The organism is Frigoribacterium sp. Leaf172, from assembly GCF_001424285.1.
Classification (GTDB): Bacteria; Actinomycetota; Actinomycetes; order Actinomycetales; family Microbacteriaceae; genus Frigoribacterium.
The window spans coordinates 1076182-1098646 of record NZ_LMPB01000002.1 but is presented as its reverse complement, the minus strand read 5'-3'; the positions used below and the strand labels follow the sequence as shown (position 1 = coordinate 1098646).

The following is a 22465-nucleotide window of genomic DNA, read 5'->3' as shown; positions in this document are numbered from 1 at the left end:
TTTACAGGCCGAGCGCGCCTCCGCGGTTCCCGAGAGGGAGGTGAGTGCGAGCCCCCGACCTAGACTGGGCGGCATGCCCGCGCAGCACATCCACCTCGTCCGGCACGGTGAGGTGCACAACCCCGAGCACGTCCTCTACGGCCGACTCGACGGCTTCGGTCTCAGCGACCTCGGGCATCGGATGGCCGCCTCGTCGGCCGCCATGCTCCACGAGCAGGGCGCCCCCGTCGTCGCCGTGCGGTCGAGTCCCCTGCAGCGCACGCGCGAGTCCGCCGCCCCCTGGGCCGAGCGGTTCGGGCTGACGGCCGGCGTGGACGACCGTCTCATCGAGCCGACCAACAAGTACGAAGGGCGGCGATCGGACTTCACGGTCGCGAAGCAGCTCGCCGTCCCCGCCGAGTGGCCGTGGATCGTCAACCCCCTGAAGCCCAGCTGGGGCGAGGCCTACGTCAGCATCGCCGCGCGCATGCTCGCGGCGGTCGAGGACGCCTGGTCGTCGGTCGACGGCGGCGACGTCGTCCTCGTCAGCCACCAGCTGCCGATCTGGATGGTGCACCGCAGCGTCACGGGCGCCCGGCTCTTCCACGATCCGCGTCGACGTCGATGCTCGCTGTCGAGCGTCACGACGCTCGCGCGGCGGGGCGACCGCTTCGTCGAGGTGGGCTATCAGGATCCCGCGCGAGACTTGCTGGATTCCGCCGTCGACCTGGGAGCAGTGTGACCACCCGTAAGACCTCCATCCCCCGCCGGTCGTCGCCGATGGGTCGTGCGCTCGCGGGCGCCGCCGTCGTGGCCCTCGCTCTGACGGGCTGCACCTCGCAGAACGACGACCTCGCCGCGAACTTCGGCGACGGCACCACCGAGAACTACATCTCGGGCAGCGGCACGGTCACCGAGATCGCCCCCGACGATCGGGGCGAGCCCGTGCAGTTCACGAGCGAGACCGACACGGGCGACGCGGTGTCGCGCTCCGACTACGACGGCGACGTCGTCGTCCTGAACTTCTGGTACGCCGGCTGCCCGCCGTGCCGCGCCGAGGCACCGGATCTCGAGCAGGTCCACGACGACTACGCCGACCAGGGCGTCCGGTTCCTCGGGGTCAACGTCCGCGACCAGGCGGCCACGTCGCAGGCCTTCGCGCGCACGTTCGACGTCGGCTACCCCTCCGTCGTCGACACGAACGACGGGGCCGTCCAGCTGGCCCTCGCGGGGACGATCGCCCCGAACTCCGTGCCGACCACGATCGTCCTCGACCGGCAGGGCCGCATCGCCGCGCGCATCCTCGGAGGCCTCGACGGACCGAGCATCCTCGACACCCTGGTCTCCGACACCCTCGCCGAGAAGGCCTAGGTGTACCAGGGCAATCCCTTCTTCGAGGCGGTGACGGGCGGTCAGCTGCTCGTCGCCCTGCCCGTCGCCCTGCTGGCCGGTCTCATCTCGTTCCTGTCGCCGTGCGTCCTCCCGCTGGTGCCGGGGTACCTCGGCTACGTCGGCGGGCTGACCGGCCGATCGGCGCCGGTGGCCCGAGGCGGCCTCGCCCCGACCGCCGACGCGGTCGCCGCGGCCGCGCGCCGCGATCGCCGACGGGTCGTGCTCGGGGTCCTGCTCTTCGTCGGAGGCTTCACGGTCGTCTTCGTCGGCGCGAACCTCGCCTTCGCGGCGGCGGGCTTCTGGCTGATCCAGTGGCGCGATCTGATCGTGCGGCTCATGGGAGTCGTGGTGATCGTGCTGGGGCTCGTCTTCATCGGGCGGCTGGAGTTGTTCCAGCGGACGCTGAAGCTGCCGGTCACACCCGCCACGGGTCTCGCGGGCGCGCCGCTGCTCGGCATCGTCTTCGGCATCGGCTGGACCCCGTGCATCGGTCCGACCCTCGCCGCCATCACGGCGATGTCGCTCGATTCGGCGTCGCTCGGCCAGGCCGTCCTGCTCGGCCTCTTCTACTGCGTCGGTCTCGGCGTGCCCTTCCTGCTCGTCGCCCTCGGCTTCGGCTGGGCCTCGCGCTCGATCTCGTTCGTCAAGCGGCACATGCGCGCCGTCAACATCGTCGGAGGTTCCATCCTGATCGTCATCGGCCTGCTCATGGTCACGGGCCTCTGGTCCGATCTGATGTCACGACTGGGGTCGGTGATCGCGAGCTATGGCACGATCGTCTGACCGCGAGCCCCTCACCTCGGCTGACGAGACCGACGCCTCCGCCGACCCGCTGAGACCGAGCGACCACGTCGACTCCGTCGCGGCGCCGGCATCGGGCGGCGGCGTCGCCCAGCCGCGTCTCGGACCGATCGGCTACCTGCGGTTCTTCTGGCGCCAGCTGACCAGCATGAAGACCGCGCTGTTCCTGCTCATGCTGCTCGCCGTCGCGGCCATCCCGGGCTCGCTCGTGCCTCAGCGCACGTCCGATCCGAACGGCGTCGTGCAGTACCGCACCGACAACCCCGACCTGTTCCCGATCCTCGACAAGCTCGGGGTGTTCGACACCTATTCGTCGCCGTGGTTCTCGGCCGTCTACCTGCTGCTGTTCATCTCGCTGATCGGCTGCATCATCCCGCGGACGAAGCACCACTTCGAGGCGCTGCGGGCGCGTCCGCCCAAGACGCCGGCTCGCCTGTCGCGTCTCGCCGGCTACCGCACGGTGACGATCGAACAGGGCGGAGGAGGCGCGGATCGGCCCTCCGTCACCGCCGCCGCCGCGGTCGAGGCGGCCCGAGCCCAGTTGCAGCGCGCCGGCTACCGCACCGAGGTCTTCGGCGACTCGGTCAGCGCCGAACGCGGGTATCTGCGCGAGACGGGCAACCTGGTGTTCCACGCCGCCCTGGTCGGCGTGCTCCTGACGGTCGGCGTCGGGGGCGGGTTCGGGTACGCCGGGCAGCGCGTGGTGGTCGAGGGGCAGACCTTCACGAACGTGCTCGGCTCGTACGACTCGTTCAACCCCGGTCGGTGGTTCGACGATTCGCAGCTCTCGCCGTTCAGCATCACGCTCGACCGGTTCACGACGGACTACGAGGAGCAGAACAAGGACGCCCTCGGGCAGGCGACCGACTACACCGCCGACGTGACGACCCGGACGCGGGGCGGCGACGACGACGAGAAGCGTCAGATCAAGGTCAACAGCCCCCTGGCCATCGGCGACTCGAACGTCTACCTGCTCGGCAACGGCTACGCCGTCGACGTGACGGTGCGCGACGGCGACGGCGACGTGGCGTTCCGCGACACGGTGCCGTTCCTGCCTCAGAACACCAACCTCATGTCCCAGGGCGTCATCAAGGTGCCCGACGCGGTGCCCGAGCAGCTGGGCATGATCGGCTTCTTCTACCCGTCGGCGGTCGACACCGAGTCGGGCATGCTGGCGTCCAGCTACCCCGACACCCTGAACCCCGTGCTGAGCCTCAACGTCTACACGGGCGACCTCGGTCTCGACGACGGCGTGCCGCGGTCCGTCTACGCGCTCGACACCGTCGGGCTCACGGAGGTCGCGGGCGCCGACGCCGACACCAGTGCGATCCGCGTCACCCCGGGCGAGACGGCCGATCTGCCGAACGGTCTCGGCACGGTCACGTTCGACGGCGTCAAGCGGTTCGCCTCGTTCGACGTGCACCACGACCCCTCGCAGCTGTGGGTCCTCCTCTTCGCCGGCCTCAGCTTCGCGGGGCTCCTGACCGCGCTGTTCGTCCCGCGTCGTCGGGTCTGGGTGAAGGCCCGCGACACGGGATCCGGTCTCGTGCTCGAGTACGCCGGTCTCGCCCGCGGTGAGGACCCGACGCTCGAACGGGCCGTCGGCGACATCACGCGCACCCATCTGACGGGGCTCGGCGTGCCCGAACAGGCGGCCAAGGCCGTCGCCTCGGGCGAGGCAACCGCTTCGACGTCGAGAGACGCCGACTCCTCGTCCGCCGTCGACGGACGTAAGCTCTCCTCGTGACCGCCGACCTCGCCTACTACTCGCTCGTCGCCGTCTACTCGGCGATGGCCATCTACACGATCTCGTTCGTGGCCTACGCGCTCGATCTGGCGAAGCGGTCGGGCGACGCTCAGCTCGCCGCCACCGACGCCGCGCGTCTCGACGGCCGTGCTGCCGCCTCCGCCTCCGCCACGGCCTCGAGGGGCTCCTCGACCGTGGTGCTCGATCGTCCCGTCACGACCCCCGGTCGCGACGGCGCCGATGCGTCGGGGCGCCGTCGGCCGTCGCGGTTCGAGCGGGTGGCCACCTCGCTGATGGTGCTCGGCCTGCTGGTGCACGTCGCCTCCGTCGTCATGCGGGGCGTCGCCGCCGAGCGGGTGCCGTGGGCCAACATGTTCGAGTTCTCGCTGACGGGCACGGCGATCATCGTCGGCGTCTACCTGCTGGTGAAGCAGTTCGTCGACATCTCGTTCCTCGGTGCGTACGTGATGGGCCTGAACCTCATCCTGCTCGCCATCGGCACGGTGAACTACTACGTGGCGGTCGTCCCGCTCCAGCCGGCGCTGCAGTCCGCGTGGCTGGTCATCCACGTGCTCGTCGCCATCCTCGGCACCGGCTTCTTCGCCATCGCGGCGGGTCTGTCGATCGTCCAGCTCATCCAGACGCGGCGCGAGCAGGCGAAGCTCGCCGGTCTCGGCTTCATGCAGACGCTCCCCGGCGCCGACCGTCTCGAGGATCTCGCCTACCGCGTCGCCCTCGTGGGCTTCGTGCTCTGGACCTTCACGCTCATCGCCGGCGCCGTCTGGGCCGAGCGGGCCTGGGGCCGCTACTGGGGCTGGGACACCAAAGAGGTCTGGACCTTCATCATCTGGGTGCTCTACGCCGGCTACATCCACGCTCGCGCCACGCGCGGCTGGCGGGGATCCCGGTCGTCGTGGCTGTCGATCATCGGCTTCGCGGCCGTCATGTTCAACTTCTCGGTCGTCAACGTCTTCTTCAAGGGCCTGCACGCGTACTCGGGTCTCTGACCCGCTGACGCCGCACAGCCGGTGCGTCAGAGTCCGCGGTCGCCCAGCAGCTCGTAGGAGGCGCGGAGCCGCTCGATCCAGACCCTCCGTCGGTCGTCGTCCGCCGCGTGGCGACGGAGGAGATCGACATCGACGTCGATCCGTCGCACATCCACGGCTCCGTCGACCGGCAGGAGCGGCGCCCGGGTCACATCCGCCGTCAGCAGGGCGGCGGTGCCGAGCCCGCAGTCGTGCCGCAGCTCCGGCACGGCGGCGGCGAGGTGCGCCCCCATGCTGAGGCCCACGGACGTGTCGAGGGCGCTCGAGACGACGACGGGCAGGCCCGCGTCCGCGACGATGCGGAGCGCGGCCGACACGCCGCCGAGCGGCTGGGCCTTGATCACCAGCAGGTCGGCCGCACCGGCACGGGCGACCGCGAGGGGGTCGGCGGCCTTGCGGACGCTCTCGTCCGCGGCGACGGGCACGCCGAGGCCGGCGGTGCGGCGCCGCAGCTCCGCCAGCTCGGGCACGCTGGCGCAGGGCTGCTCGACGTACTCCAGGCCGTACGGCGCCAGGGCGAGCAGCGCCTCCTCGGCCTCGTCGACGGACCACGCGCCGTTGGCGTCGATGCGGACCCGTCCCGCGTCGCCGACGTGGTCGCGAGCCGCGGCGACGCGGGCGACGTCGTCGGCGAGGCCCTCGCCCGGGTCGGCGACCTTCACCTTGACGGTGCGGCACCCGGGGTACCGGTCGAGCACGGCCCCCACCTGGTCGGGCGCGACGATCGGGAGGGTCGCGTTGACGGCCACCCGGGAGGTGCGGGTCGCGTGCTCGGCGCCCCAGCCGAAATCGATGGTCGCCGCGAGCCAGGCGCTCGCCTCGGAGGGCCCGTACTCGACGAAGGGGCTGAACTCGGTCCAGCCGTTCGGGCCCTCGACGAGCAGCGCCTCGCGCGCGTCGAGCCCGCGGAACCGGGTGCGGAGGGGGAGCCGGACCACGTGCGCTCCGTCGATCAGATCGGCGAGCGGGGGCAGCGGGGGAGTCGGGGCGGCGAGCGGGTGGGGGCTGCTGTTCGGCACGCGGTCAGTCTCCCACCAGCGTCGGTCCTCCGGCCCGCCGACGGGTTCCCTCGGGCGGGCGCGACGGGTTCGGTAGGGTCGTGGGCCATGGCCGCCTCCGAGAACGACCCGACCGCCCGCCCCGAGGGGCTCGACATCCTGGCCGACGAGAACTCGGGCGTCGAGGTCTCCGACCGTCCCACCGGTTCCCGTCGCCTCGGCCTCGTGACCCTCCTGCTGTCCCTGGGCCTGCTCCTCCTCGACGGGATCGCCGTCGCGCTCCTCGCCGCCGACCTGGTGACCCCGGCGGCGACCATCGCCCTCGTGACGATGCTCGCGTCGATCGTGGTCGGGGTGATCGCGCTCGTCGCGGTCGTGCTCCGGCGCGGTCGCGTGCCCGCCGTGGCCGCCGTGCTGCTCAGCGTGCTGTCGAACCCGTTCGTCCTCGTGTTCCTGCTCGCCCGGGTGCTGCCCGGATTCTGAGCCGGGGCACGCTCTCCGGCGCCCGGTCGTAGGCTGAGGGGATGAGCGACGCCGTCTCCGACCTGTTCGATCCGACCGAGTGGCGAGAGGTCGAGGGCTTCGACGGCCTCACCGACGTCACGTACCACCACAGCGTCGACGGGCGGGTCGCGAGGGTCGCCATCGATCGCCCCGAGGTGCGGAACGCCTTCCGACCGCACACCGTCGACGAGCTCTACCGGGCCCTCGACCATGCCCGGATGAACAGCCGCATCGGCGTGGTCCTGCTGACCGGCAACGGCCCGAGCGCGAAAGACGGCGGCTGGGCGTTCTGCAGCGGCGGAGACCAGCGCATCCGCGGTCGCGACGGCTACAAGGCCGAGGGCGACCAGGCCGACGTCGCGGACCACGCCTCGGCCGGGCGCCTCCACATCCTCGAGGTGCAGCGGCTCATCCGCTTCATGCCGAAGGTCGTCATCGCCGTCGTGCCGGGGTGGGCGGCCGGTGGCGGTCACTCGCTGCACGTCGTCTGCGATCTGACGGTCGCCAGCCGCGAGCACGGTCGCTTCAAGCAGACCGACGCCGACGTCGGCTCGTTCGACGCCGGCTACGGCAGCGCCTACTTCGCGAAGCAGATCGGTCAGAAGCTGGCCCGTGAGGTGTTCTTCCTGGCCGAGGAGTACAGCGCCGACCGCGCGCACGAGATGGGCGCCGTCAACCGCGTCGTCGCCCACGCCGATCTCGAGCGCGAGGCCCTCGCGATGGCGCGGACCATCCTGACGAAGTCGCCGACGGCCATCCGCATGCTCAAGTTCGCCTTCAACGCGACCGACGACGGCATCGTCGGTCAGCAGGTGTTCGCAGGCGAGGCGACCCGCCTGGCCTACGGCACCGACGAGGCGGTCGAGGGTCGGGACTCCTTCCTCGAGAAGCGCGAGCCCGACTGGTCGCCGTTCCCCTGGCAGTACTGATGCCGGTCCTGGCGTCCCTCGGGCGGCGCCGGCCGGGGAGGCGCGGCGCATGACCCGCCCCCTCCGACCGGTCGACGCCCGCGACCCGGCCGCGGTGCTCGAGGCGCTCCGCGTCGCCCTGGCCGGCGGTCCGGCCGTCGCCCCGCGCTTCGACGGCAGCGTGCCGATCGATCTGCCGGGGGCCGTGCCCGTCGCCGTGGCGCTCGTGGTCGAGACGAGCGGCTCGACCGGTCGCGCCAAGCGCGTCGCGCTCTCGGCGGACGCCGTCCTCGCCGGCGCGGCGGCGGCCGACCAGGCGCTCTCCGGTCCGGGGCGGTGGCTGCTCGCCCTGCCGGCGCACTACATCGCGGGGCTGAACGTCCTCGTGCGGTCGATCACAGCCGAGACGCAGCCGGTGATCCTCGGGCCGGGTCGCTTCGATCCGGAGGACTTCGTCCGGGCGGCCGCTCGCCTCGACCACCCGGTGCGGTACGTGTCGCTCGTGCCGGCCCAGCTCGCGACGCTCCTCGACGCCGCCGACGCCGAGGGCCGCGCGCACGCCGCCGGCGTCCAGGCCGTCGGCGACGTCGCGGTCGGGCGGGTGGCCCGGCCCGGTGTGGCCGAGACCCTCCGCGGCTTCGCGGCCGTGCTCGTGGGCGGGCAGGCGACGCCGGCGTCCCTGATCTCCCGAGCGCGCCTCCTCGGCGTCAGGGTCGTGCGGACGTACGGGGCGAGCGAGACGAGCGGGGGCTGCGTGTACGACGGGGTCCCGGTCGGTCGCACCCGCGTCGAGGTGGTCGACGGCCAGATCGAGATCAGCGGACCGTCGCTGTTCGACGAGTACCTCGACGACCCCGACCGGACGGCCGAGGCGGTGACGACGCGTGACGGCCTCCGCTGGTACCGGACCGGAGACGGCGGCGTCCTGTCCGACGACGGGGTGCTGAGCGTCGTCGGGCGCCTCGACGACGTGATCATCTCCGGCGGCGAGAAGGTGTCGCTCGGCGTCGTCGAGCGACATGTGCGCGAGCGACCGGGTCTCGAGACGGCGGTCGTCGTGCGGGCGGAGCATCCGCGGTGGGGCGAGGTGCCCGTCGTGGTGACGACGGAGGAGGCGCCCGATCTGACGGACCTCCGGCGGGCGCTCGTCGAGCGGGCCGGACGCGCTGCGGCTCCCGATCGCATCGTGGTCGTCGACGAGCTGCCGCTGCTGCCGAGCGGGAAGCCGGACCGCGTCGCGCTGACCCGCGCGGTCGCGGACGGCTCGGCGAACTAGGATCGAGGCCGTGGCGAAGACGAAGACAACCAAGGCCCGACGCGGCGGACGACCCGGTGGGCGTCCCGGCAGACAGCCCGTCCGACGGGTCACCGCGCGCGACTGGATCGGCGGAGCGCGTCTGCGGACCCTGCCTCTGGCCGTCGCACCCGTCGCTCTCGGCACCGGCGTCGCCGAGGCCAACGGGTCGAGCGACCTCCTGCTGGCCGTGCTCTGCCTCGTCGTCGCGGTCTTCCTGCAGATCGGCGTCAACTTCGCCAACGACTACTCCGACGGCATCCGGGGCACCGACGCGTTCCGGGTCGGCCCGTCGCGACTGACGGCGTCGGGCGGTGTCCGCCCCCGCACGGTCCTGCGCGTCGCGCTCGTCTCGTTCGCCGTCGCCGCCGTGGCCGGTCTGGCCGTCGTCGTGCTGTCCGGTCACTGGTGGCTCCTGGCGGTCGGGGCCGCGGCCGTCGTCGCCGCCTGGTTCTACACCGGCGGAAAGCGCCCCTACGGCTACAACGCCCTCGGCGAGGTCTTCGTCTTCGTCTTCTTCGGCCTCGTGGCGACGGTGGGCACGACGTTCGTGCAGCTCGGTCGGTTCCCGGCCGACGCGTGGATCGCCGGCGTCGCCGCGGGCCTGTTCGCCTGCGCCGTGCTGATGGTCAACAACATCCGCGACATCCCGCAGGACACGGCCGCCGGCAAGCGGACCCTCGCCGTCGTGGTCGGCGATCCGGTGGCCCGGGCCCTGTACGCGCTGTTCCTGCTGCTGCCGTTCCTGATCCTGGCGTACTTCGGCTTCCTGTACTTCGACGCCCCGTACGTCTACTTCACCCTGCTGGCCGCCATCCCCGCCGCGATCATCGGCGTCACCGGGCGCACGCCGCGCGAGCTCATCCTCGCGCTGCAGCTGTCGTCGCTGACGTCGCTGCTGTGGGCCCTGGCCCTCTCGGCGGTCCTGTACTTCTAGCGGACGGTCTGATCGCCGTCGGGGTCCGAGCCGGACCGGCGGATCTCCTCGTCCTCGGCGATGTCGTCGCCGTGCCGGGTCTCGGGCTTCGCCCGTCGCGCGGCCAGATCGAGGGCGACACGGCGACGGAGCGGCGCGAAGAAGATGTACGAGACGCAGAGGCCGACGACCGCCGCGACGACGGTCGCGATGAAGGGGTCGATGCGGATCACGAGCAGCACGGCCAACGCCACCGCGAAGATGCCCAGACGGATGAACGTGTACTTGACCCAGGGATTCACGCGGCGATTCTACGCAGGCCGAGCCGTGCGATCGCCGGGCGCATCACAGGTCGGACACGGAACGGCCGACGGTCAGGAACCCCACCGGGACGACGCATATAGTCGACGCATGGTGAGGTTGTACGTCGTCGGCATCGTGATCGCCGCTGCCTTCATCATCTACGCGCTGGTCGACTGCCTGTTCGCCGACGCCTCGCGATTCCGGGCGCTGAACAAGCCCCTCTGGGCCGTCATCATCGTGGTGCTGCCGGTCATCGGCGCGGTGCTGTGGTTCCTGCTCGGCAAGACCCGCAAGAACGGGCAGCCCGAGCGCCGCCGCTTCGTGGCACCCGACGACGATCCCGAGTTCTCGGGTCGCTCGGCGTCGACGATCAGCGATCTCGACCGCGAGACGACCGACGAGCGCATCCGGCGCCTCGAGCAGGAGCTCTCCGAGCTCGACGACGACGGCAAGACCGGCACGGCGTAACCGGCCGTGTCGTACGGAACCGACGATCCCACGAGCGGCAGTCCGGCCACCGACTACGCCGTCGAGCTGCTGTCGGCGCTGATCGACGCTGGCGTGCGCGAGATCGTGCTCAGCCCCGGGTCCCGTTCGCAGGCCCTCGCGCTGGTCGCCGCCGACCTCGAGCGCGCCGGCAGGGTCCGCCTGCGCGTGCGCATCGACGAACGGTCGGCGGCGTTCCTCGCCCTCGGCCTGGCCGTCGAGAGCGGATCGCCGACGGCGATCATCACGACGTCGGGCACCGCCGTCGCGAATCTGCATCCGGCCGTGCTCGAGGCCCATCACTCCGGTGTCCCCCTGGTGCTCCTGACCGCCGACCGTCCCACCGAGCTCCGCGGCATCGGCGCCAATCAGACGACCCACCAGCCGGGGCTGTTCGGCCGCGCGGTCGCGTTCGTCCGCGACGTCGAGGCACCCGTCGACGGGCCGGTCGACGTCGCCGCGGTCCGCGCGCTGGCCTCCGACGCCGTCTCGGCCTCCCTCGGGCACCGACCGGCCGCGGGCGACGCCTCGTTCGGCGATCTCCCGGCACCCGGCCCCGTGCAGATCAACGTGGCCTTCCGCGAACCGCTGTCGGCTCCGGTGGTGCGACTGGCCGAAGCCCGTCCCGACCCCGTGACCCGCGCCTCCCCGGTGTCCCGTCTGCGGCTGACCGTCGACACGGCGCCGGCCACCCTCGTCGTCGCCGGGCACGCGGCGACGGACGAGGCCGAGCGGGTCGCGAGGGCCCTCGGAGCGCCCCTCGTCGCCGAGGTCTCGAGCGGCGCCCACTTCGGACCGAACCTCGCCCTCGGGTACCGGACGCTGCTCGGTGAGCGCGCGTTCGGGGGCGCCGTGCGTCGCGTGGTCGTCTTCGGGCACCCGACGCTGACCCGGCAGGTGCCCGCACTCCTGCGTCGCTCCGACGTCGAGGTCGTCGTCGTGCGCGGATCCGCGCCCGAGGCCTACGATCCGGGGCGTGACGCCACCGTCGTCGACGCCGTCGACGTGCCCGACGACGACCGACCCCACGGTCGGCATCAGGCCGAGGTCGTCGCGGGTCCTCCCGCCGACGGGTCCGGCGCCGAGGGTCCGAGCGCCGACGACCGGGCCCATCGCGCGTGGGTCGGCCGGTGGGTCCAGGCCGGGCGACTCGTGGTCGGGGACGACGAGTCGGCTCCCGACCTCGGGTCCGCCACCAGCGACGAGCCGTCCGAGCGGGCGGCGTTCCTCCGGGGCGAGGTGGCCCTCCTGCGGCGCGAGGTGTCACGTCGCGCCCTGGCGGAGACCCTCTGGCGGGTCACCTGGCCTCACGACCGGCTCGTGCTCGGAGCGTCGAGGCTCATCCGCGAGGTCGACGAGGTCGTCCCCGGCAAGCGCATCCCCGTGCACGCCAATCGAGGGCTCGCGGGCATCGACGGCACGATCGCCACGGCGACCGGCATCGCCTACGCCAGCCAGCTCGACGAGACCCGCCCGGGCGTCACGCGCGTGCTCGTCGGCGACCTGACGCTGCTGCACGACGTCGGCTCGATGCTCTTCGGCGTCGGCGAGGTCCGCCCGCGACTGCAGGTGGTCGTGGGCAACGACGGCGGGGGCACGATCTTCGACGGCCTCGAGGTCGCCGCCTCGGCCCCTGCCGACGCGATGACCCGGGTGCAGTTCACCCCGCAGAGCGTCGATCTCTCGTCGCTGGCGGCGGCCTACGGCTGGCAGTACTCGAAGGCCGGTACGCGGGCGGAGCTCGATCGCGATCTGGCCCGTCGGTGGGACGGACCCGTGCTCATCGAGGTGCCGCTCGCCCGCTGAGCCGGCCCGGCCCGTCGCCGAGACCGCGTCGTAGGCTCGGCTCATGGCCAAGACCTGGACGACCCCTCCCGCCGAATCCCTCCGAGCCGACGAGACCGTCAACCTGGGGGCGATCGACCCGTCGTCGACGCCGGGATTCGCGGGCGACAAGCAGTACGCCGCGCAGTCCCTCGAATCGGGTCGCGACACCCTCGGCGATCTCCAGGAGCGCTTCTTCGCCGGCAGCCGCCACGGGGGCGACAAGGGCTCCGTCCTGCTCGTCCTGCAGGGCATGGACACCGCGGGCAAGGGCGGCATCGTCCGTCACGTCGTCGGCGCCGTCGACCCGCAGGGAGTCGCCCATCACGCCTTCAAGACGCCTACGGAGGAGGAGCTGGCGCACGACTTCCTGTGGCGTGTCCGTCGTGAGCTGCCGGGCCCGGGCATGATCGGCGTCTTCGATCGCTCGCACTACGAGGACGTCCTGATCGGCCGGGTCCGCCGTCTCGCGTCGCCCGACGAGATCGAGGCCCGGTACGACGCCATCGTCGCGTTCGAGCGCGAGCTCGCGGAGGCGGGCACGACGGTCGTCAAGGTCATGCTCCACATCTCGTCGGACGAGCAGAGGTCGCGGCTGCGCGAGCGCCTCGACAGACCGGAGAAGAACTGGAAGTACAACCCCGGCGACCTCGACGAGCGCCTCCTCTGGAACGACTACCAGGAGGCCTACCAGACCGCGATCCGGCGCACGTCGACCGATGCCGCTCCGTGGTACGTCGTCCCCGCCGACCGGAAGTGGTACGCCCGCGTGGCCGTCCAGCGCCTCCTGATCGACGCTCTGGCCGCGCGGCGCCCGGAGTGGCCCGCGGCCGAGTACGACGTCGACCTCGAGCGCACGCGGCTGTCCTCGACCTGATCGACGCGGGTCTCCTCACGTCCTGACCCGACCCGCCCCGCCCCGCGTCTCAGCGAGAGGGTGAGCGCAGGGCCGCCCCCGTGTCGCGGGGCAGGCGGAGCCCCTCGACGACGCTCACCAGGGCGAGCGCCGCGAGGACGACGAGGGCGATCCGGTAGCCCGTCGGATCGCCGGGGCCGCTCGTGCCGAGGGCGCCGTCCGCCACGCGCACCACGAGCGCCGTGACCGCGACGCCGAGCCCGACGGCGAGCTGACCGGTGATCGACGACAGCGTGTTCGCCGACCCGAGACGCTCGGGCGGGACGTCCGCGAACTGCAGCGTGTTGTACGCGGTGAAGCCGACGGAGCGGAAGACGCCGCTGGCCAGCAGCACGAGAGCGATCAGGACGGGCGGGGTGTCGGCGGAGACGAGGGCGGCGCCCACGAAGGTCGCGGCGAGCCCGACGGTCGACACCGTCACGATCGGGATGACGGCGAAGCGCCGCAGCAGCGGGGTCGTGAAGGGCTTGACGCCGAGGTTCCCCACGAAGACCCAGGTGAGCATGAGCCCCGCCTCCGTCGGCGACCACCCGAAGCCGTCCTGCAGCAGCAGCGGCACGACGAACGGGACCCCGTTCACCACCGCCCGGTAGACGGATCCGCTCAGGTTCGTCACGCGGAACGACGGGATGCGGAACGCGCCGAGGTCGAGCAGCGGATGCGCCACCCGTCGGAACCACCTCGAGGCCGCGACGACGAGCAGCACCGCCACGACGAGCAGCCCGGCCCCGCTCACGGCCGACGCGCCGGCGCCGAGCAGCTCGAACGCGACGACCCCGGCCACGATTGCGGCCACGACGAGACCGAGCCCGACCCCGTCGAGCCGCGCGCGCGGGGCGCGGGGCAGCACGGGGACGACCCGCCATGCGGCGATCAGCAGAGCGGCCCCGACCGGGACGTTGACCAGGAAGACCCACTCCCAGCCGAGGTTCTCGGTCAGCAGTCCGCCGACCAGGGGCGCGATGACCGGCGCGACCAGGGCGGGCCAGGTGAGGTAGGCGATGGCGCGGATCAGCTCGGACTTCTCGGTGCTCCGCAGCACGATCAGACGGCCGATCGGCACCATCATGCTGCCCGCGAGCCCTTGAACGGCTCGGGCGGACGTCAGCTGCACGAGGTCGCCGCTGACGGCGCAGGCGAGCGACGCGAGCGTGAAGAGGACGATGGCGGCGAGGAACACGCGCCGGGCGCCCCACCGGTCGGCGAGCCAGGCGCCCAGGGGGATGAACGCGGCGACCGCGACGAGGTAGGCGGTCACGGCGATGCCGACCTCGGCCGGGACGACGGCGAAGTCGTCGGCGATCGACGCGGTGGCCGTCGACAGGATGGTGGCGTCGAGGTTCTCCATGAAGAACGCCGCAGCCACCACGAGGGCCACCGGTCGCGACCACGACGGCGTCGCCGCCTTCGGCGCGGTCGCCGAGGGCGGGCCGGGATCCCGAGGAGGCGCGGGTGGCGTCACTGCGAGAACGCCCCCACCACGGGTTGGAACTTCATCCGCGTCTCGGCGACCTCGCGATCGGGGACGGAGTCGACGACGACGCCGGCGCCCGCGAAGGCCCGCACGGTGCCGTCGGGGTGCACCTGCGCGCATCGCAGGGCGATCGCCCACTCGCCGTCGCCGTCGGCGCCGACCCAGCCGACGGGGCCGGCGTAGCGACCGCGGTCGAACGGCTCCAGCTCCCGGATCAGGGCCAGCGCCTCCGGCGTGGGGGTGCCGGCGACGGCAGCGGTCGGGTGGAGCGAGGCGATGAGGTCGAGGGAGCTCGAGCCGTCCGTGAGACGACCGCGGACGTCGCTGGCCAGATGCCAGAGGTTCGGCAGCTTGAGCGTGAACGGCTGCTCGGCGGTGACGATCCCGTCGGCGTGCCGCCCGAGCGAGAGCAGCAGGCTGCGCAGAGCGTACGAGTGCTCGTCGAGGTCCTTGGGGGAGGTCGCGAGAGCGTGGGCGGCGCGTTCGTCGCTCGTCGCGTCGACGCCCCGGGCGGCGCTGCCGGCGAGGACCCTGGCGGTGACCTCGCCGCGCTCGGTCCGGACGAGCGTCTCGGGGCTCGCGCCGATGAGTCCGTCGACGGCGAAGGTGTAGCAGTCGGGATAGGCCGTGAGGAGCGTCGCGGCGACCAGTCGCAGATCCGCCTCCGCGGGGATCCGGCCCACCAGGTCGCGGGCCAGCACCACCTTGCTGACCTCGCCCCGCCCGATGGCCTCGACCGCTCGGGCGACCGCATCGGCGTAGCCGTCGGCGGTCAGGGCGCCGTCGGACAGCCGGAGGCGGACGGAGGCGCCCACCGGCGTGGCCGCGGGCGTCTCGGCTCCGTCGACCCGCGTGATCCAGGCCACGCCGTCGCGACGGCCGAGGACGATGCGCGGCACGATCAGGACGCTGGTGTCGGTCGACTCGTCGTCGAAGGCGAACGAGCCGAACGCGATCAGGCCGCTGCCGGGCACGCCCACCTCGTCGTCCACCGAGGCTCGTGCGGCGACCGCGCGCCAGGCGTCGGCGGCGTCCGTCATGCGGGTCGGGCCGGTGAACTCGAGGCGGAGGGCCTCGCCGATCCCGGCCATGCCGGCGCCGCCCCGGACGAAGACCAGGGGGTTCCTGCGGTCGACGACGTCGAGGAGGGGGCTGATGTGGTCGATCCGCGTGCTGCGGACGGACAACGACGGGGCTCGGAACGACGGGAGGTCCACCGCGACAGACTACTCGCGTGGCGTCCGCGGCACTCGGGCGATGCACCGGCCGTGCCGGTAGGATCGCTCATCGTGACCAAGGCCGACATGAACAAGCAACCCTCAGAGGTCGCGTCGATGTTCGACGGCGTCGCCGCGAACTACGATCGCACGAACGACGTGCTCTCGGCGGGCAACGCCGTCCTGTGGCGGATCGCCACCGTGAAGGCCATCGGCGCGGGCCCCGCCGACAAGGTGCTCGACATCGCCGCCGGCACCGGGACGAGCTCGGCCGCCATCGCCAAGCGGGGCGCGGAGGTCGTCGCGCTCGACTTCAGCCACGGCATGGTCGAGGTCGGTCGCACGCGCCACCCCGAGCTCGAGTTCGTGGAGGGCGACGCCGAGAAGCTGCCGTTCGACGATGCCACCTTCGACGCCGTCACGATCTCGTTCGGGCTGCGCAACGTCAACCGGCCGCAGGTGGCGCTCGCCGAGATGAACCGGGTGCTGAAGCCCGGCGGCCGCCTCGTGGTCTGCGAGTTCTCGACGCCCCCGTTCGGGCTCCTGCGCGCCGCCTACCGCGCCTACCTCCGATTCGGCATGCCGTTCATCGCCCGCTTCGCGAGCAGCAACGGCCCGGCCTACAGCTACCTCGCCGAGTCGATCGCCCAGTGGCCCGAGCAGCAGGTGCTCAGCCAGTGGCTCCGCGGAGCCGGGTTCAGCCGCGTCGCCTACCGCAACCTCTCGTTCGGCATCGTGGCCCTGCACCGCGGTCGCAAGCCGTCCGCCCCGTCGACCCGCGCCTCCTCGAAGAAGCGGGCGACCTCGTGAGCGCGGGTGGGCCGACGACCCACCGCAACAGCCTCGGCTCATCGCTCGGGCTCGGCGAGAAGCTCTTCGCGACACCGGCCGAACGGCGCTTCGTCGCCGCCGTCGACGACGGCCTCGAGCTCGTCGAGGAGGGGCTCCTCCGCGAGATCGCCTTCGCCGACGAGATCGCCGACGCGACGACCCGCTACCTCCTGGCCGCCGGCGGCAAGCGCGTGCGACCGACCCTCACCCTGCTGATCGCGCAGCTCGGCGACGGCGCGACGCCCGGCATCGTCGCCTCGGCGCAGGCGACCGAGATCACCCACCTGGCCTCGCTGTACCACGACGACGTGATGGACGAGGCGCAGATGCGCCGCGGAGTCCCCAGCGCGCAGAGCGTCTGGGGCAACAACGTCGCCATCCTCAGCGGCGATCTGCTCTTCGCCCGGGCCAGCACGATCGTCTCCGGTCTCGGACAGGAGGCGATCCTGCTGCAGGCCGAGACGTTCGAGCGGCTCTGCCTCGGTCAGCTCCACGAGACGATCGGCCCCCGCGAGGGTGACGATCCGATCGCGCACTACATCGACGTGCTCGCCGACAAGACCGGCTCGCTCATCTCGACGGCCGCACGCGCCGGTGTGATGTTCAGCGGCGCACCCCGCGAGTACCTGGCGCCCGTCGCCGAGTTCGGCGAGAAGATCGGCATCGCGTTCCAGCTGATCGACGACGTCATCGACCTGTCCGACCAGCCGGCCGAGACCGGCAAGAAGGCCGGCACCGACCTCCGCGCCGGGGTCGTCACCCTGCCGGTGCTGTACCTCCGCGAGCTCGCCCGGACCGACCTCGAGGCGTCCGCCCTCCTCAGCGAGATCGACCGCATCGTCGAGGCCACTCACGGCGAGGCCGACCCCGACGTCGACCAGAGCTCGCGACTCGAGGCCGAGACGACCCTCGACGACGAGTTCGCCGACGTGGTCCGCCGACTGCGCGAGCACGACGTCACCGAGCGCACGCGTCTCGAGGCCCACCGGTGGGCCAACGAGGCGCTCGAGGCCCTGTCGTCTCTGCCGTCGGGCCCCGTCAAGAAGGCCCTCACCCGCTTCGCCGACCGCGTGGTCGAGCGCTCCGCCTGACCGGCGCCGCGCCTCCTCGTCGCCACCCGCGACACAGCCCACCCGCTCGCACCGCCGAGCCCCTCAGGATGAGAGAGAACACCGTGACCACCTTGCGACTGGCCATCGTCGGAGCCGGACCCGCCGGCATCTACGCCGCCGACATCCTGCTGAAAGCCCAGAAGGGGTTCGACGTCCAGATCGACCTCTTCGAGCAGCTGCCCGCCCCCTACGGCCTGGTCCGCTACGGCGTCGCGCCCGACCACCCGCGCATCAAGGGCATCGTCAACGCCCTCCGCGACGTGCTCGACAGCGGCGACATCCGCGTCTTCGGCAACGTGCGCTACGGCGTCGACATCAGCCTGGACGACCTCAAGAAGCACTACAACGCCGTGATCTTCTCGACGGGCGCCATCCGCGACGCCGACCTCGACGTCCCCGGCATCGAGCTCGAGGGCAGCTACGGAGCAGCCGACTTCGTCAGCTGGTTCGACGGGCACCCCGACGTCCCGCGCACCTGGCCGCTCGACGCCTCGTCGGTGGCCGTCGTCGGAGTCGGCAACGTCGCCCTCGACGTCTCGCGGATCCTCGCGAAGCACGCCGACGACCTCCTTCCGACGGAGATCCCCGACAACGTCTACGAGGTGCTCAAGGCCTCGCCGGTCACCGACGTGCACGTCTTCGGTCGTCGTGGACCGGCTCAGGTCAAGTTCACGCCTCTCGAACTGCGCGAGCTCGGCGAACTGCGCGACGTCGACATGATCGTCTACGACGAGGACTTCGATCACGACGAGGCCGCGAAGACGGCCATCGCGACCAACAAGCAGGTCTTCGTGATGGACAAGGTGCTGAACCAGTGGCGTCAGCGCGAGGTCGGACAGGCCTCACGGCGTCTGCACCTGCACTTCTACGCGAAGCCCGTCGAGATCGTCGGCGACGACGAGGGCCGCGTCTCGGCGTTCCGGTACGAGCGCACCCGGCCCGACGGCCAGGGCGGCGTGGAGGGCACGGGCGGGATGCGCGACGTCCCCGTGCAGGCCGTGTACCGCGCCGTCGGCTACTTCGGATCGCCCCTCGACGGCATCCCCTTCGACGAGCGCCGCGGGGTCATCCCGAACCACGAGGGCCAGGTGATGGACGATGACAACCAGATCGTCCCCGGCGTCTACGCCACCGGCTGGATCAAGCGCGGCCCGGTCGGCCTCATCGGTCACACGAAGAGCGACGCGATGGAGACCGTCTCGCACGTCATCCGCGATCAGGCGAGCTGGTGGCAGCCCAGCGAGCTCGATCCCGACGCCGTCCCCGCGCTGCTCACGGCTCGCGGCGTCGAGTTCACCGACCTCGACGGATGGCACCGCCTCGACGAGCACGAGCAGGCGCTCGGAGCAGCGCACGAGCACGAGCGCGTCCGCGTCAAGGTCGTGCCCCGCGACGAGATGGTCCGCGTCTCGCGTGCGGACGAGGCGCGCACCGCCTGACCCGCGCCTCCTCGGTCTCCTCCGCGGGCCGCTCGCGACCTCCATGGCCGCGAGCGGCCCGTGGCGTGAACGGCGTCACCGGCGTCGGAGGGGATGGCTAGGCTGTCTCCCATGGCAGACAGTTCCTTCGACGTGGTCAGCAAGGTCGACAAGATGGAGGTCGACAACGCCCTCCACCAGGCGCAGAAAGAGATCGAGCAGCGCTACGACTTCAAGAACGTGGGCGCCTCGGTCGACTACAGCGGCGAGAAGCTGCTGCTCAAGGCGAACACCGAGGAGCGCGTCAAGGCCGTCCTCGACGTGCTCGAGTCGAAGTTCATCAAGCGCAGCATCAGCCTGAAGCACCTCGACGCAGGCGATCCCTTCGCCAGCGGCAAGGAGTACCGCATCGAGGCCGCCCTGAAAGAGGGCATCGAGCAGGATCAGGCGAAGAAGATCGGCAAGATCATCCGCGACGAGGCGCCGAAAAGCGTCAAGAGCCAGATCCAGGGCGACGAGCTGCGCGTCCAGTCGAAGAGCCGCGACGACCTCCAGGCGACGATGGCTCTCCTGAAGAAGGCCGACCTCGAGGTCGACCTGCAGTTCGTCAACTTCCGGTAGTCGATGGAGCTGCCGACGTGGGTGGCCCCCACCCTCGCGGTCATCGGTCTCGTCGTCGACATCGCGATCCGGGTGTTCGCCATCGTCTACGTGCCCATCAACCGGCGTCCCCAGACGGCCACCGCGTGGCTGCTCGCGATCTTCCTGATCCCCTACGTCGGCTTCATCGTCTTCCTGCTCGTCGGCAGCAGGCGCCTCCCGCGTCGCCGCCGCGAGAAGCAGGCCGAGATCAACAAGTACATCGTCGAGACCACCGAGGGCATCGAGCGGGTCAAACGCGACCACCCCTGGCCCGCATGGCTCGACACGATCGTCGAGCTGAACCGCAAGCTCGGTGCGATGCCCCTCGTCGGCGGCAACACCGCCGAGCTGCACTCCGACTATCAGGAGTCGATCGACGCCATGGTCGCCGCCGTCGACGGCGCCGAGCGCTGGGTGCATGCCGAGTTCTACATCACGAGCGTCGACGCCACGACCGAGCCCTTCTTCGTCGCCCTCGAGAACGCGCGTCGTCGTGGCGTCACGGTGCGCCTCCTGATGGATCACATCGCGAGCCGGGGGTACCCGGGCTACCGCAGGACCCGCAAGCGCCTCGATCGCATCGACGTCGACTGGCGACTGATGCTGCCCGTGCAGCCCTTCAGAGGCCGCTACCAGCGGCCCGACCTGCGCAACCACCGCAAACTGCTGGTGATCGATGGTCTCGTCGCCTTCGCCGGATCGCAGAACATGATCGACCGGGGTTACCAGAAGCGCAAGAACCGCCGCCGTGGGCTCGCCTGGAAGGACTTCATGGTCCGCTTCGACGGTCCGATCGTGGCCGGCATCAACGCGCTGTTCGTGACCGACTGGTACAGCGAGACGGACGAGCTGCTGCTCCGCGAGACCGACCCGGTGCACGTCGCCGACTCGACCGAGACGATCGACTGCCAGGTGGTGCCGAGCGGGCCCGGCTTCGACGGCGAGAACAATCTGCGGCTGTTCAACTCGCTCCTCTACAGCGCGCAGGACCGCATCATCCTGACGAGCCCCTACTTCGTCCCCGACGAGTCGATGCTCTACGCCGTGACCACGGCGGCGCAGCGCGGCCTCGACGTGCAGCTGTTCGTGAGCGAGATCGGCGACCAGCCCGTGGTGTACCACGCGCAGCGCTCGTACTACGAGGCGCTGCTGCGAGCCGGGGTCCGTATCTTCCTGTACCGATCGCCCACGGTCCTGCACGCCAAGCACATCACGATCGACGACGAGGTCGCCGTCGTCGGGTCGAGCAACATGGACATGCGCTCCTTCAGCCTCAACCTCGAGATCTCGATCATGATCCGGGGCCGCCGATTCGTCCGTCAGCTGCGCGAGGTCGAGCAGGAGTACCGCGACGCCAGCCGGGAGCTCCTCCTCGACGACTGGCTGACCCGCCCCTTCCGCTCGAAGGTGCTCGACAACGTCGCCCGTCTCACCTCCGCGGTGCAGTGACACGCTGAGCGTGCCCGTGGTCGGCGCGAGGTCCAGAAGGCTGTATATTTGTCTGGCGCCTCCGGTCGGTGAACACATGGGCTGGGCGTGCATGGCAAGTTACCCAAGCGGCCAAAGGGATCTGACTGTAAATCAGCCGGCGTAGCCTTCGGGGGTTCGAATCCCTCACTTGCCACTCTCGAACGGACTCGATCACTCGAGTCCGTTCGTGTTTCACGACCCGATCGCCCTCAGGAGGCACCGTGTCCGAGAAACCCCCGGTCGACGCCTCGAGCATCGCAGCCCTGCTCGAGGTGGCCCGTTCCGTCGCGATCGACGCCGCCGATCTCGCCGCCCGACGTCGTGCCGCGGGGGTCGAGGTGGCCGCGACGAAGAGCAGCCTGGTCGACGTCGTCACGCACACCGACCGCGAGGTCGAGGAGTACCTGCGCGAGAGGCTCGCCCGCGAGAGGCCGGGCGACGGCTTCTTCGGCGAGGAGGGTGCGCCCGACGACTCGTCGACGGGGCTGACCTGGGTCGTCGACCCCATCGACGGCACCGTGAACTTCCTCTACGGCATCCCGCAGTGGGCGGTCAGCGTCGCCGTCGTCGAGGGCGGTCCCGATCCGCGATCGTGGCGGACCCTGGCCGGCTGCGTGGTGAACCCGCTCGCCGACGAGACCTACGAGGCCTCGCTCGGGGGAGGCGCGTGGTCGTCGGGCCGCCGTCTCGCCGTCGCGTCGCCCGCCTCCCTGTCGCAGTCGCTGGTCGGCACCGGGTTCTCGTACGACGCGACCCGTCGCGTCGAGCAGGCCGAGATCCTCGGGAGGTTCATCGGACGGGTGCGCGACGTCCGTCGCATGGGCGCCGCGTCGCTCGATCTCTGCGCCGTCGCGAGCGGCCGTCTCGACGCGTACGCCGAGCGCGGACTCAAGCCCTGGGATCACGCCGCCGGCGTGCTGGTGGCGTCCGAGGCGGGGGCCGTGGTCGGCGGTGAGGGCGACGACGCGCCCGACGAGCGACTCACGGTGGCGGCCGCTCCGGGCATCGCCGACGAGCTGCGGGAAGTCCTCGTCGAGGCCGGGTTCTGAGCCGTCGGGCGACCCGGCCGGGTGGCGGCGACCTCGCCCGTCCGACCCCGGCACGACGCCCGGGGTGGCCTCGATCGGCGGCCGCGGGTAGCCATCCGTTCACCCTTCGGCTACCCTTGACTGGTTCGTTACTTTTCC

Annotated in this window: 22 protein-coding genes and 1 tRNA gene; 19 read left to right on the top strand and 4 right to left on the bottom strand. The window is 71.5% G+C overall.

Annotated features, from left to right (window positions below; translation table 11 throughout):
- Window positions 1-73: 73 nt before the first annotated feature.
- Genes ASF89_RS11370 through ccsB form a run of 5 tightly spaced genes read left to right on the top strand, consistent with a single transcriptional unit; the run spans window position 74 to window position 4926 of the window.
- On the top strand, window positions 74-721 hold the full coding sequence (locus ASF89_RS11370) for a histidine phosphatase family protein (RefSeq protein WP_055795739.1): 648 nt from the start codon (window positions 74-76) through the stop codon (window positions 719-721).
- The gene (locus ASF89_RS11365; protein WP_326934167.1) at window positions 718-1350 is read left to right on the top strand and encodes a TlpA disulfide reductase family protein; all 633 of its coding nucleotides are present in this window, start codon (window positions 718-720) and stop codon (window positions 1348-1350) included. The genes ASF89_RS11370 and ASF89_RS11365 overlap by 4 nt, the downstream gene beginning before the upstream one ends.
- Window positions 1351-2154, top strand: coding sequence for a cytochrome c biogenesis CcdA family protein (locus tag ASF89_RS11360; RefSeq protein ID WP_055814600.1), 804 nt, complete (start codon window positions 1351-1353; stop codon window positions 2152-2154). It begins immediately after the preceding gene.
- The gene (locus tag ASF89_RS11355; protein WP_082489940.1) at window positions 2138-3919 is read left to right on the top strand and encodes a cytochrome c biogenesis protein ResB; all 1782 of its coding nucleotides are present in this window, start codon (window positions 2138-2140) and stop codon (window positions 3917-3919) included. The genes ASF89_RS11360 and ASF89_RS11355 overlap by 17 nt, the downstream gene beginning before the upstream one ends.
- A complete protein-coding gene (gene ccsB / locus ASF89_RS11350; RefSeq protein ID WP_369814552.1) occupies window positions 3916-4926 on the top strand; it encodes a c-type cytochrome biogenesis protein CcsB in 1011 nt (336 codons plus the stop codon). The genes ASF89_RS11355 and ccsB overlap by 4 nt, the downstream gene beginning before the upstream one ends.
- A 26-nt stretch (window positions 4927-4952) precedes the next feature.
- On the opposite strand, the gene ASF89_RS11345 is transcribed toward ccsB, so the two are convergent.
- Window positions 4953-5984, bottom strand: a complete 1032-nt coding sequence (locus ASF89_RS11345) for an o-succinylbenzoate synthase (protein ID WP_235484083.1) — start codon at window positions 5982-5984, stop codon at window positions 4953-4955.
- Between the two features lie 87 nt (window positions 5985-6071).
- Between ASF89_RS11345 and ASF89_RS11340 the strand changes: the two genes are divergently transcribed.
- The 4 genes from ASF89_RS11340 to ASF89_RS11325 are packed head-to-tail and all read left to right on the top strand — an operon-like array spanning window position 6072 to window position 9606.
- Entirely contained in the window at window positions 6072-6446 is a 375-nt protein-coding gene (locus ASF89_RS11340; protein ID WP_055814597.1) for a hypothetical protein, read from the top strand.
- A 41-nt stretch (window positions 6447-6487) separates the two neighbouring features.
- A complete protein-coding gene (locus ASF89_RS11335) occupies window positions 6488-7396 on the top strand; it encodes a 1,4-dihydroxy-2-naphthoyl-CoA synthase (protein WP_055814594.1) in 909 nt (302 codons plus the stop codon).
- A 49-nt stretch (window positions 7397-7445) separates the two neighbouring features.
- Window positions 7446-8651, top strand: coding sequence for an AMP-binding protein (locus tag ASF89_RS11330; RefSeq protein ID WP_055814589.1), 1206 nt, complete (start codon window positions 7446-7448; stop codon window positions 8649-8651).
- Window positions 8652-8661: 10 nt separating this feature from the next.
- A complete protein-coding gene (locus tag ASF89_RS11325; RefSeq protein ID WP_235476367.1) occupies window positions 8662-9606 on the top strand; it encodes a 1,4-dihydroxy-2-naphthoate polyprenyltransferase in 945 nt (314 codons plus the stop codon).
- On the opposite strand, the gene ASF89_RS11320 is transcribed toward ASF89_RS11325, so the two are convergent.
- Complete coding sequence (locus ASF89_RS11320; protein WP_055814587.1) at window positions 9603-9887, bottom strand: DUF4229 domain-containing protein; 285 nt, start codon at window positions 9885-9887, stop codon at window positions 9603-9605. The genes ASF89_RS11325 and ASF89_RS11320 overlap by 4 nt on opposite strands.
- Window positions 9888-9996: 109 nt before the next feature.
- On the opposite strand from ASF89_RS11320, the gene ASF89_RS11315 reads away from it, so the two are divergent.
- The 3 genes from ASF89_RS11315 to ASF89_RS11305 are packed head-to-tail and all read left to right on the top strand — an operon-like array spanning window position 9997 to window position 13075.
- The gene (locus tag ASF89_RS11315) at window positions 9997-10356 is read left to right on the top strand and encodes a PLD nuclease N-terminal domain-containing protein (protein ID WP_055795756.1); all 360 of its coding nucleotides are present in this window, start codon (window positions 9997-9999) and stop codon (window positions 10354-10356) included.
- A 6-nt stretch (window positions 10357-10362) separates the two neighbouring features.
- A complete protein-coding gene (menD, locus tag ASF89_RS11310; RefSeq protein WP_055814584.1) occupies window positions 10363-12180 on the top strand; it encodes a 2-succinyl-5-enolpyruvyl-6-hydroxy-3-cyclohexene-1-carboxylic-acid synthase in 1818 nt (605 codons plus the stop codon).
- 43 nt (window positions 12181-12223) lie between these two features.
- The gene (locus ASF89_RS11305; RefSeq protein ID WP_055814582.1) at window positions 12224-13075 is read left to right on the top strand and encodes a PPK2 family polyphosphate kinase; all 852 of its coding nucleotides are present in this window, start codon (window positions 12224-12226) and stop codon (window positions 13073-13075) included.
- 49 nt (window positions 13076-13124) lie between these two features.
- Here the strand turns inward: ASF89_RS11305 and ASF89_RS11300 are convergent, their stop codons facing one another.
- Both ASF89_RS11300 and ASF89_RS11295 read right to left on the bottom strand, forming a co-directional pair.
- Window positions 13125-14576 carry an MFS transporter gene (locus ASF89_RS11300; protein ID WP_235484081.1) on the bottom strand — a complete coding sequence of 484 codons (1452 nt, stop codon included), beginning with the start codon at window positions 14574-14576 and terminating at the stop codon, window positions 13125-13127.
- Entirely contained in the window at window positions 14573-15805 is a 1233-nt protein-coding gene (locus ASF89_RS11295) for an isochorismate synthase MenF (protein WP_055814579.1), read from the bottom strand. Before ASF89_RS11295 ends, ASF89_RS11300 begins: the two co-directional genes overlap by 4 nt.
- Before the next feature lie 72 nt (window positions 15806-15877).
- Between ASF89_RS11295 and ubiE the strand changes: the two genes are divergently transcribed.
- The 7 genes from ubiE (at window position 15878) to ASF89_RS11260 (ending at window position 22327) form a co-directional block, all read left to right on the top strand.
- The gene (ubiE, locus tag ASF89_RS11290; RefSeq protein WP_235476369.1) at window positions 15878-16615 is read left to right on the top strand and encodes a bifunctional demethylmenaquinone methyltransferase/2-methoxy-6-polyprenyl-1,4-benzoquinol methylase UbiE; all 738 of its coding nucleotides are present in this window, start codon (window positions 15878-15880) and stop codon (window positions 16613-16615) included.
- Complete coding sequence (locus ASF89_RS11285) at window positions 16612-17727, top strand: polyprenyl synthetase family protein (RefSeq protein WP_055795768.1); 1116 nt, start codon at window positions 16612-16614, stop codon at window positions 17725-17727. Before ubiE ends, ASF89_RS11285 begins: the two co-directional genes overlap by 4 nt.
- 83 nt (window positions 17728-17810) lie before the next feature.
- Window positions 17811-19187 carry an FAD-dependent oxidoreductase gene (locus ASF89_RS11280; RefSeq protein ID WP_055814953.1) on the top strand — a complete coding sequence of 459 codons (1377 nt, stop codon included), beginning with the start codon at window positions 17811-17813 and terminating at the stop codon, window positions 19185-19187.
- Between the two features lie 111 nt (window positions 19188-19298).
- Window positions 19299-19787, top strand: a complete 489-nt coding sequence (locus ASF89_RS11275) for a YajQ family cyclic di-GMP-binding protein (RefSeq protein ID WP_055795770.1) — start codon at window positions 19299-19301, stop codon at window positions 19785-19787.
- Between the two features lie 3 nt (window positions 19788-19790).
- Window positions 19791-21257 (top strand): cardiolipin synthase, encoded by a 1467-nt coding sequence (gene cls / locus ASF89_RS11270; protein WP_055795772.1) that lies wholly within the window; start codon window positions 19791-19793, stop codon window positions 21255-21257.
- A gap of 93 nt (window positions 21258-21350) precedes the next feature.
- Window positions 21351-21432: transfer RNA gene (locus ASF89_RS11265), tRNA-Tyr, on the top strand.
- Between the two features lie 67 nt (window positions 21433-21499).
- Entirely contained in the window at window positions 21500-22327 is an 828-nt protein-coding gene (locus ASF89_RS11260; protein WP_082475059.1) for an inositol monophosphatase family protein, read from the top strand.
- Window positions 22328-22465 lie beyond the last annotated feature (138 nt).

Coding starts and splice junctions, on each gene's coding strand:
- ASF89_RS11370 (WP_055795739.1), top strand. CDS start 74: ATGCCCGCGCAGCACATCCACCTCGTCCGGCACGGTGAGGTGCACAAC.
- ASF89_RS11355 (WP_082489940.1), top strand. CDS start 2,138: ATGGCACGATCGTCTGACCGCGAGCCCCTCACCTCGGCTGACGAGACC.
- ASF89_RS11340 (WP_055814597.1), top strand. CDS start 6,072: ATGGCCGCCTCCGAGAACGACCCGACCGCCCGCCCCGAGGGGCTCGAC.
- ASF89_RS11335 (WP_055814594.1), top strand. CDS start 6,488: ATGAGCGACGCCGTCTCCGACCTGTTCGATCCGACCGAGTGGCGAGAG.
- ASF89_RS11330 (WP_055814589.1), top strand. CDS start 7,446: ATGACCCGCCCCCTCCGACCGGTCGACGCCCGCGACCCGGCCGCGGTG.
- ASF89_RS11315 (WP_055795756.1), top strand. CDS start 9,997: ATGGTGAGGTTGTACGTCGTCGGCATCGTGATCGCCGCTGCCTTCATC.
- ASF89_RS11305 (WP_055814582.1), top strand. CDS start 12,224: ATGGCCAAGACCTGGACGACCCCTCCCGCCGAATCCCTCCGAGCCGAC.
- ASF89_RS11275 (WP_055795770.1), top strand. CDS start 19,299: ATGGCAGACAGTTCCTTCGACGTGGTCAGCAAGGTCGACAAGATGGAG.
- cls (WP_055795772.1), top strand. CDS start 19,791: ATGGAGCTGCCGACGTGGGTGGCCCCCACCCTCGCGGTCATCGGTCTC.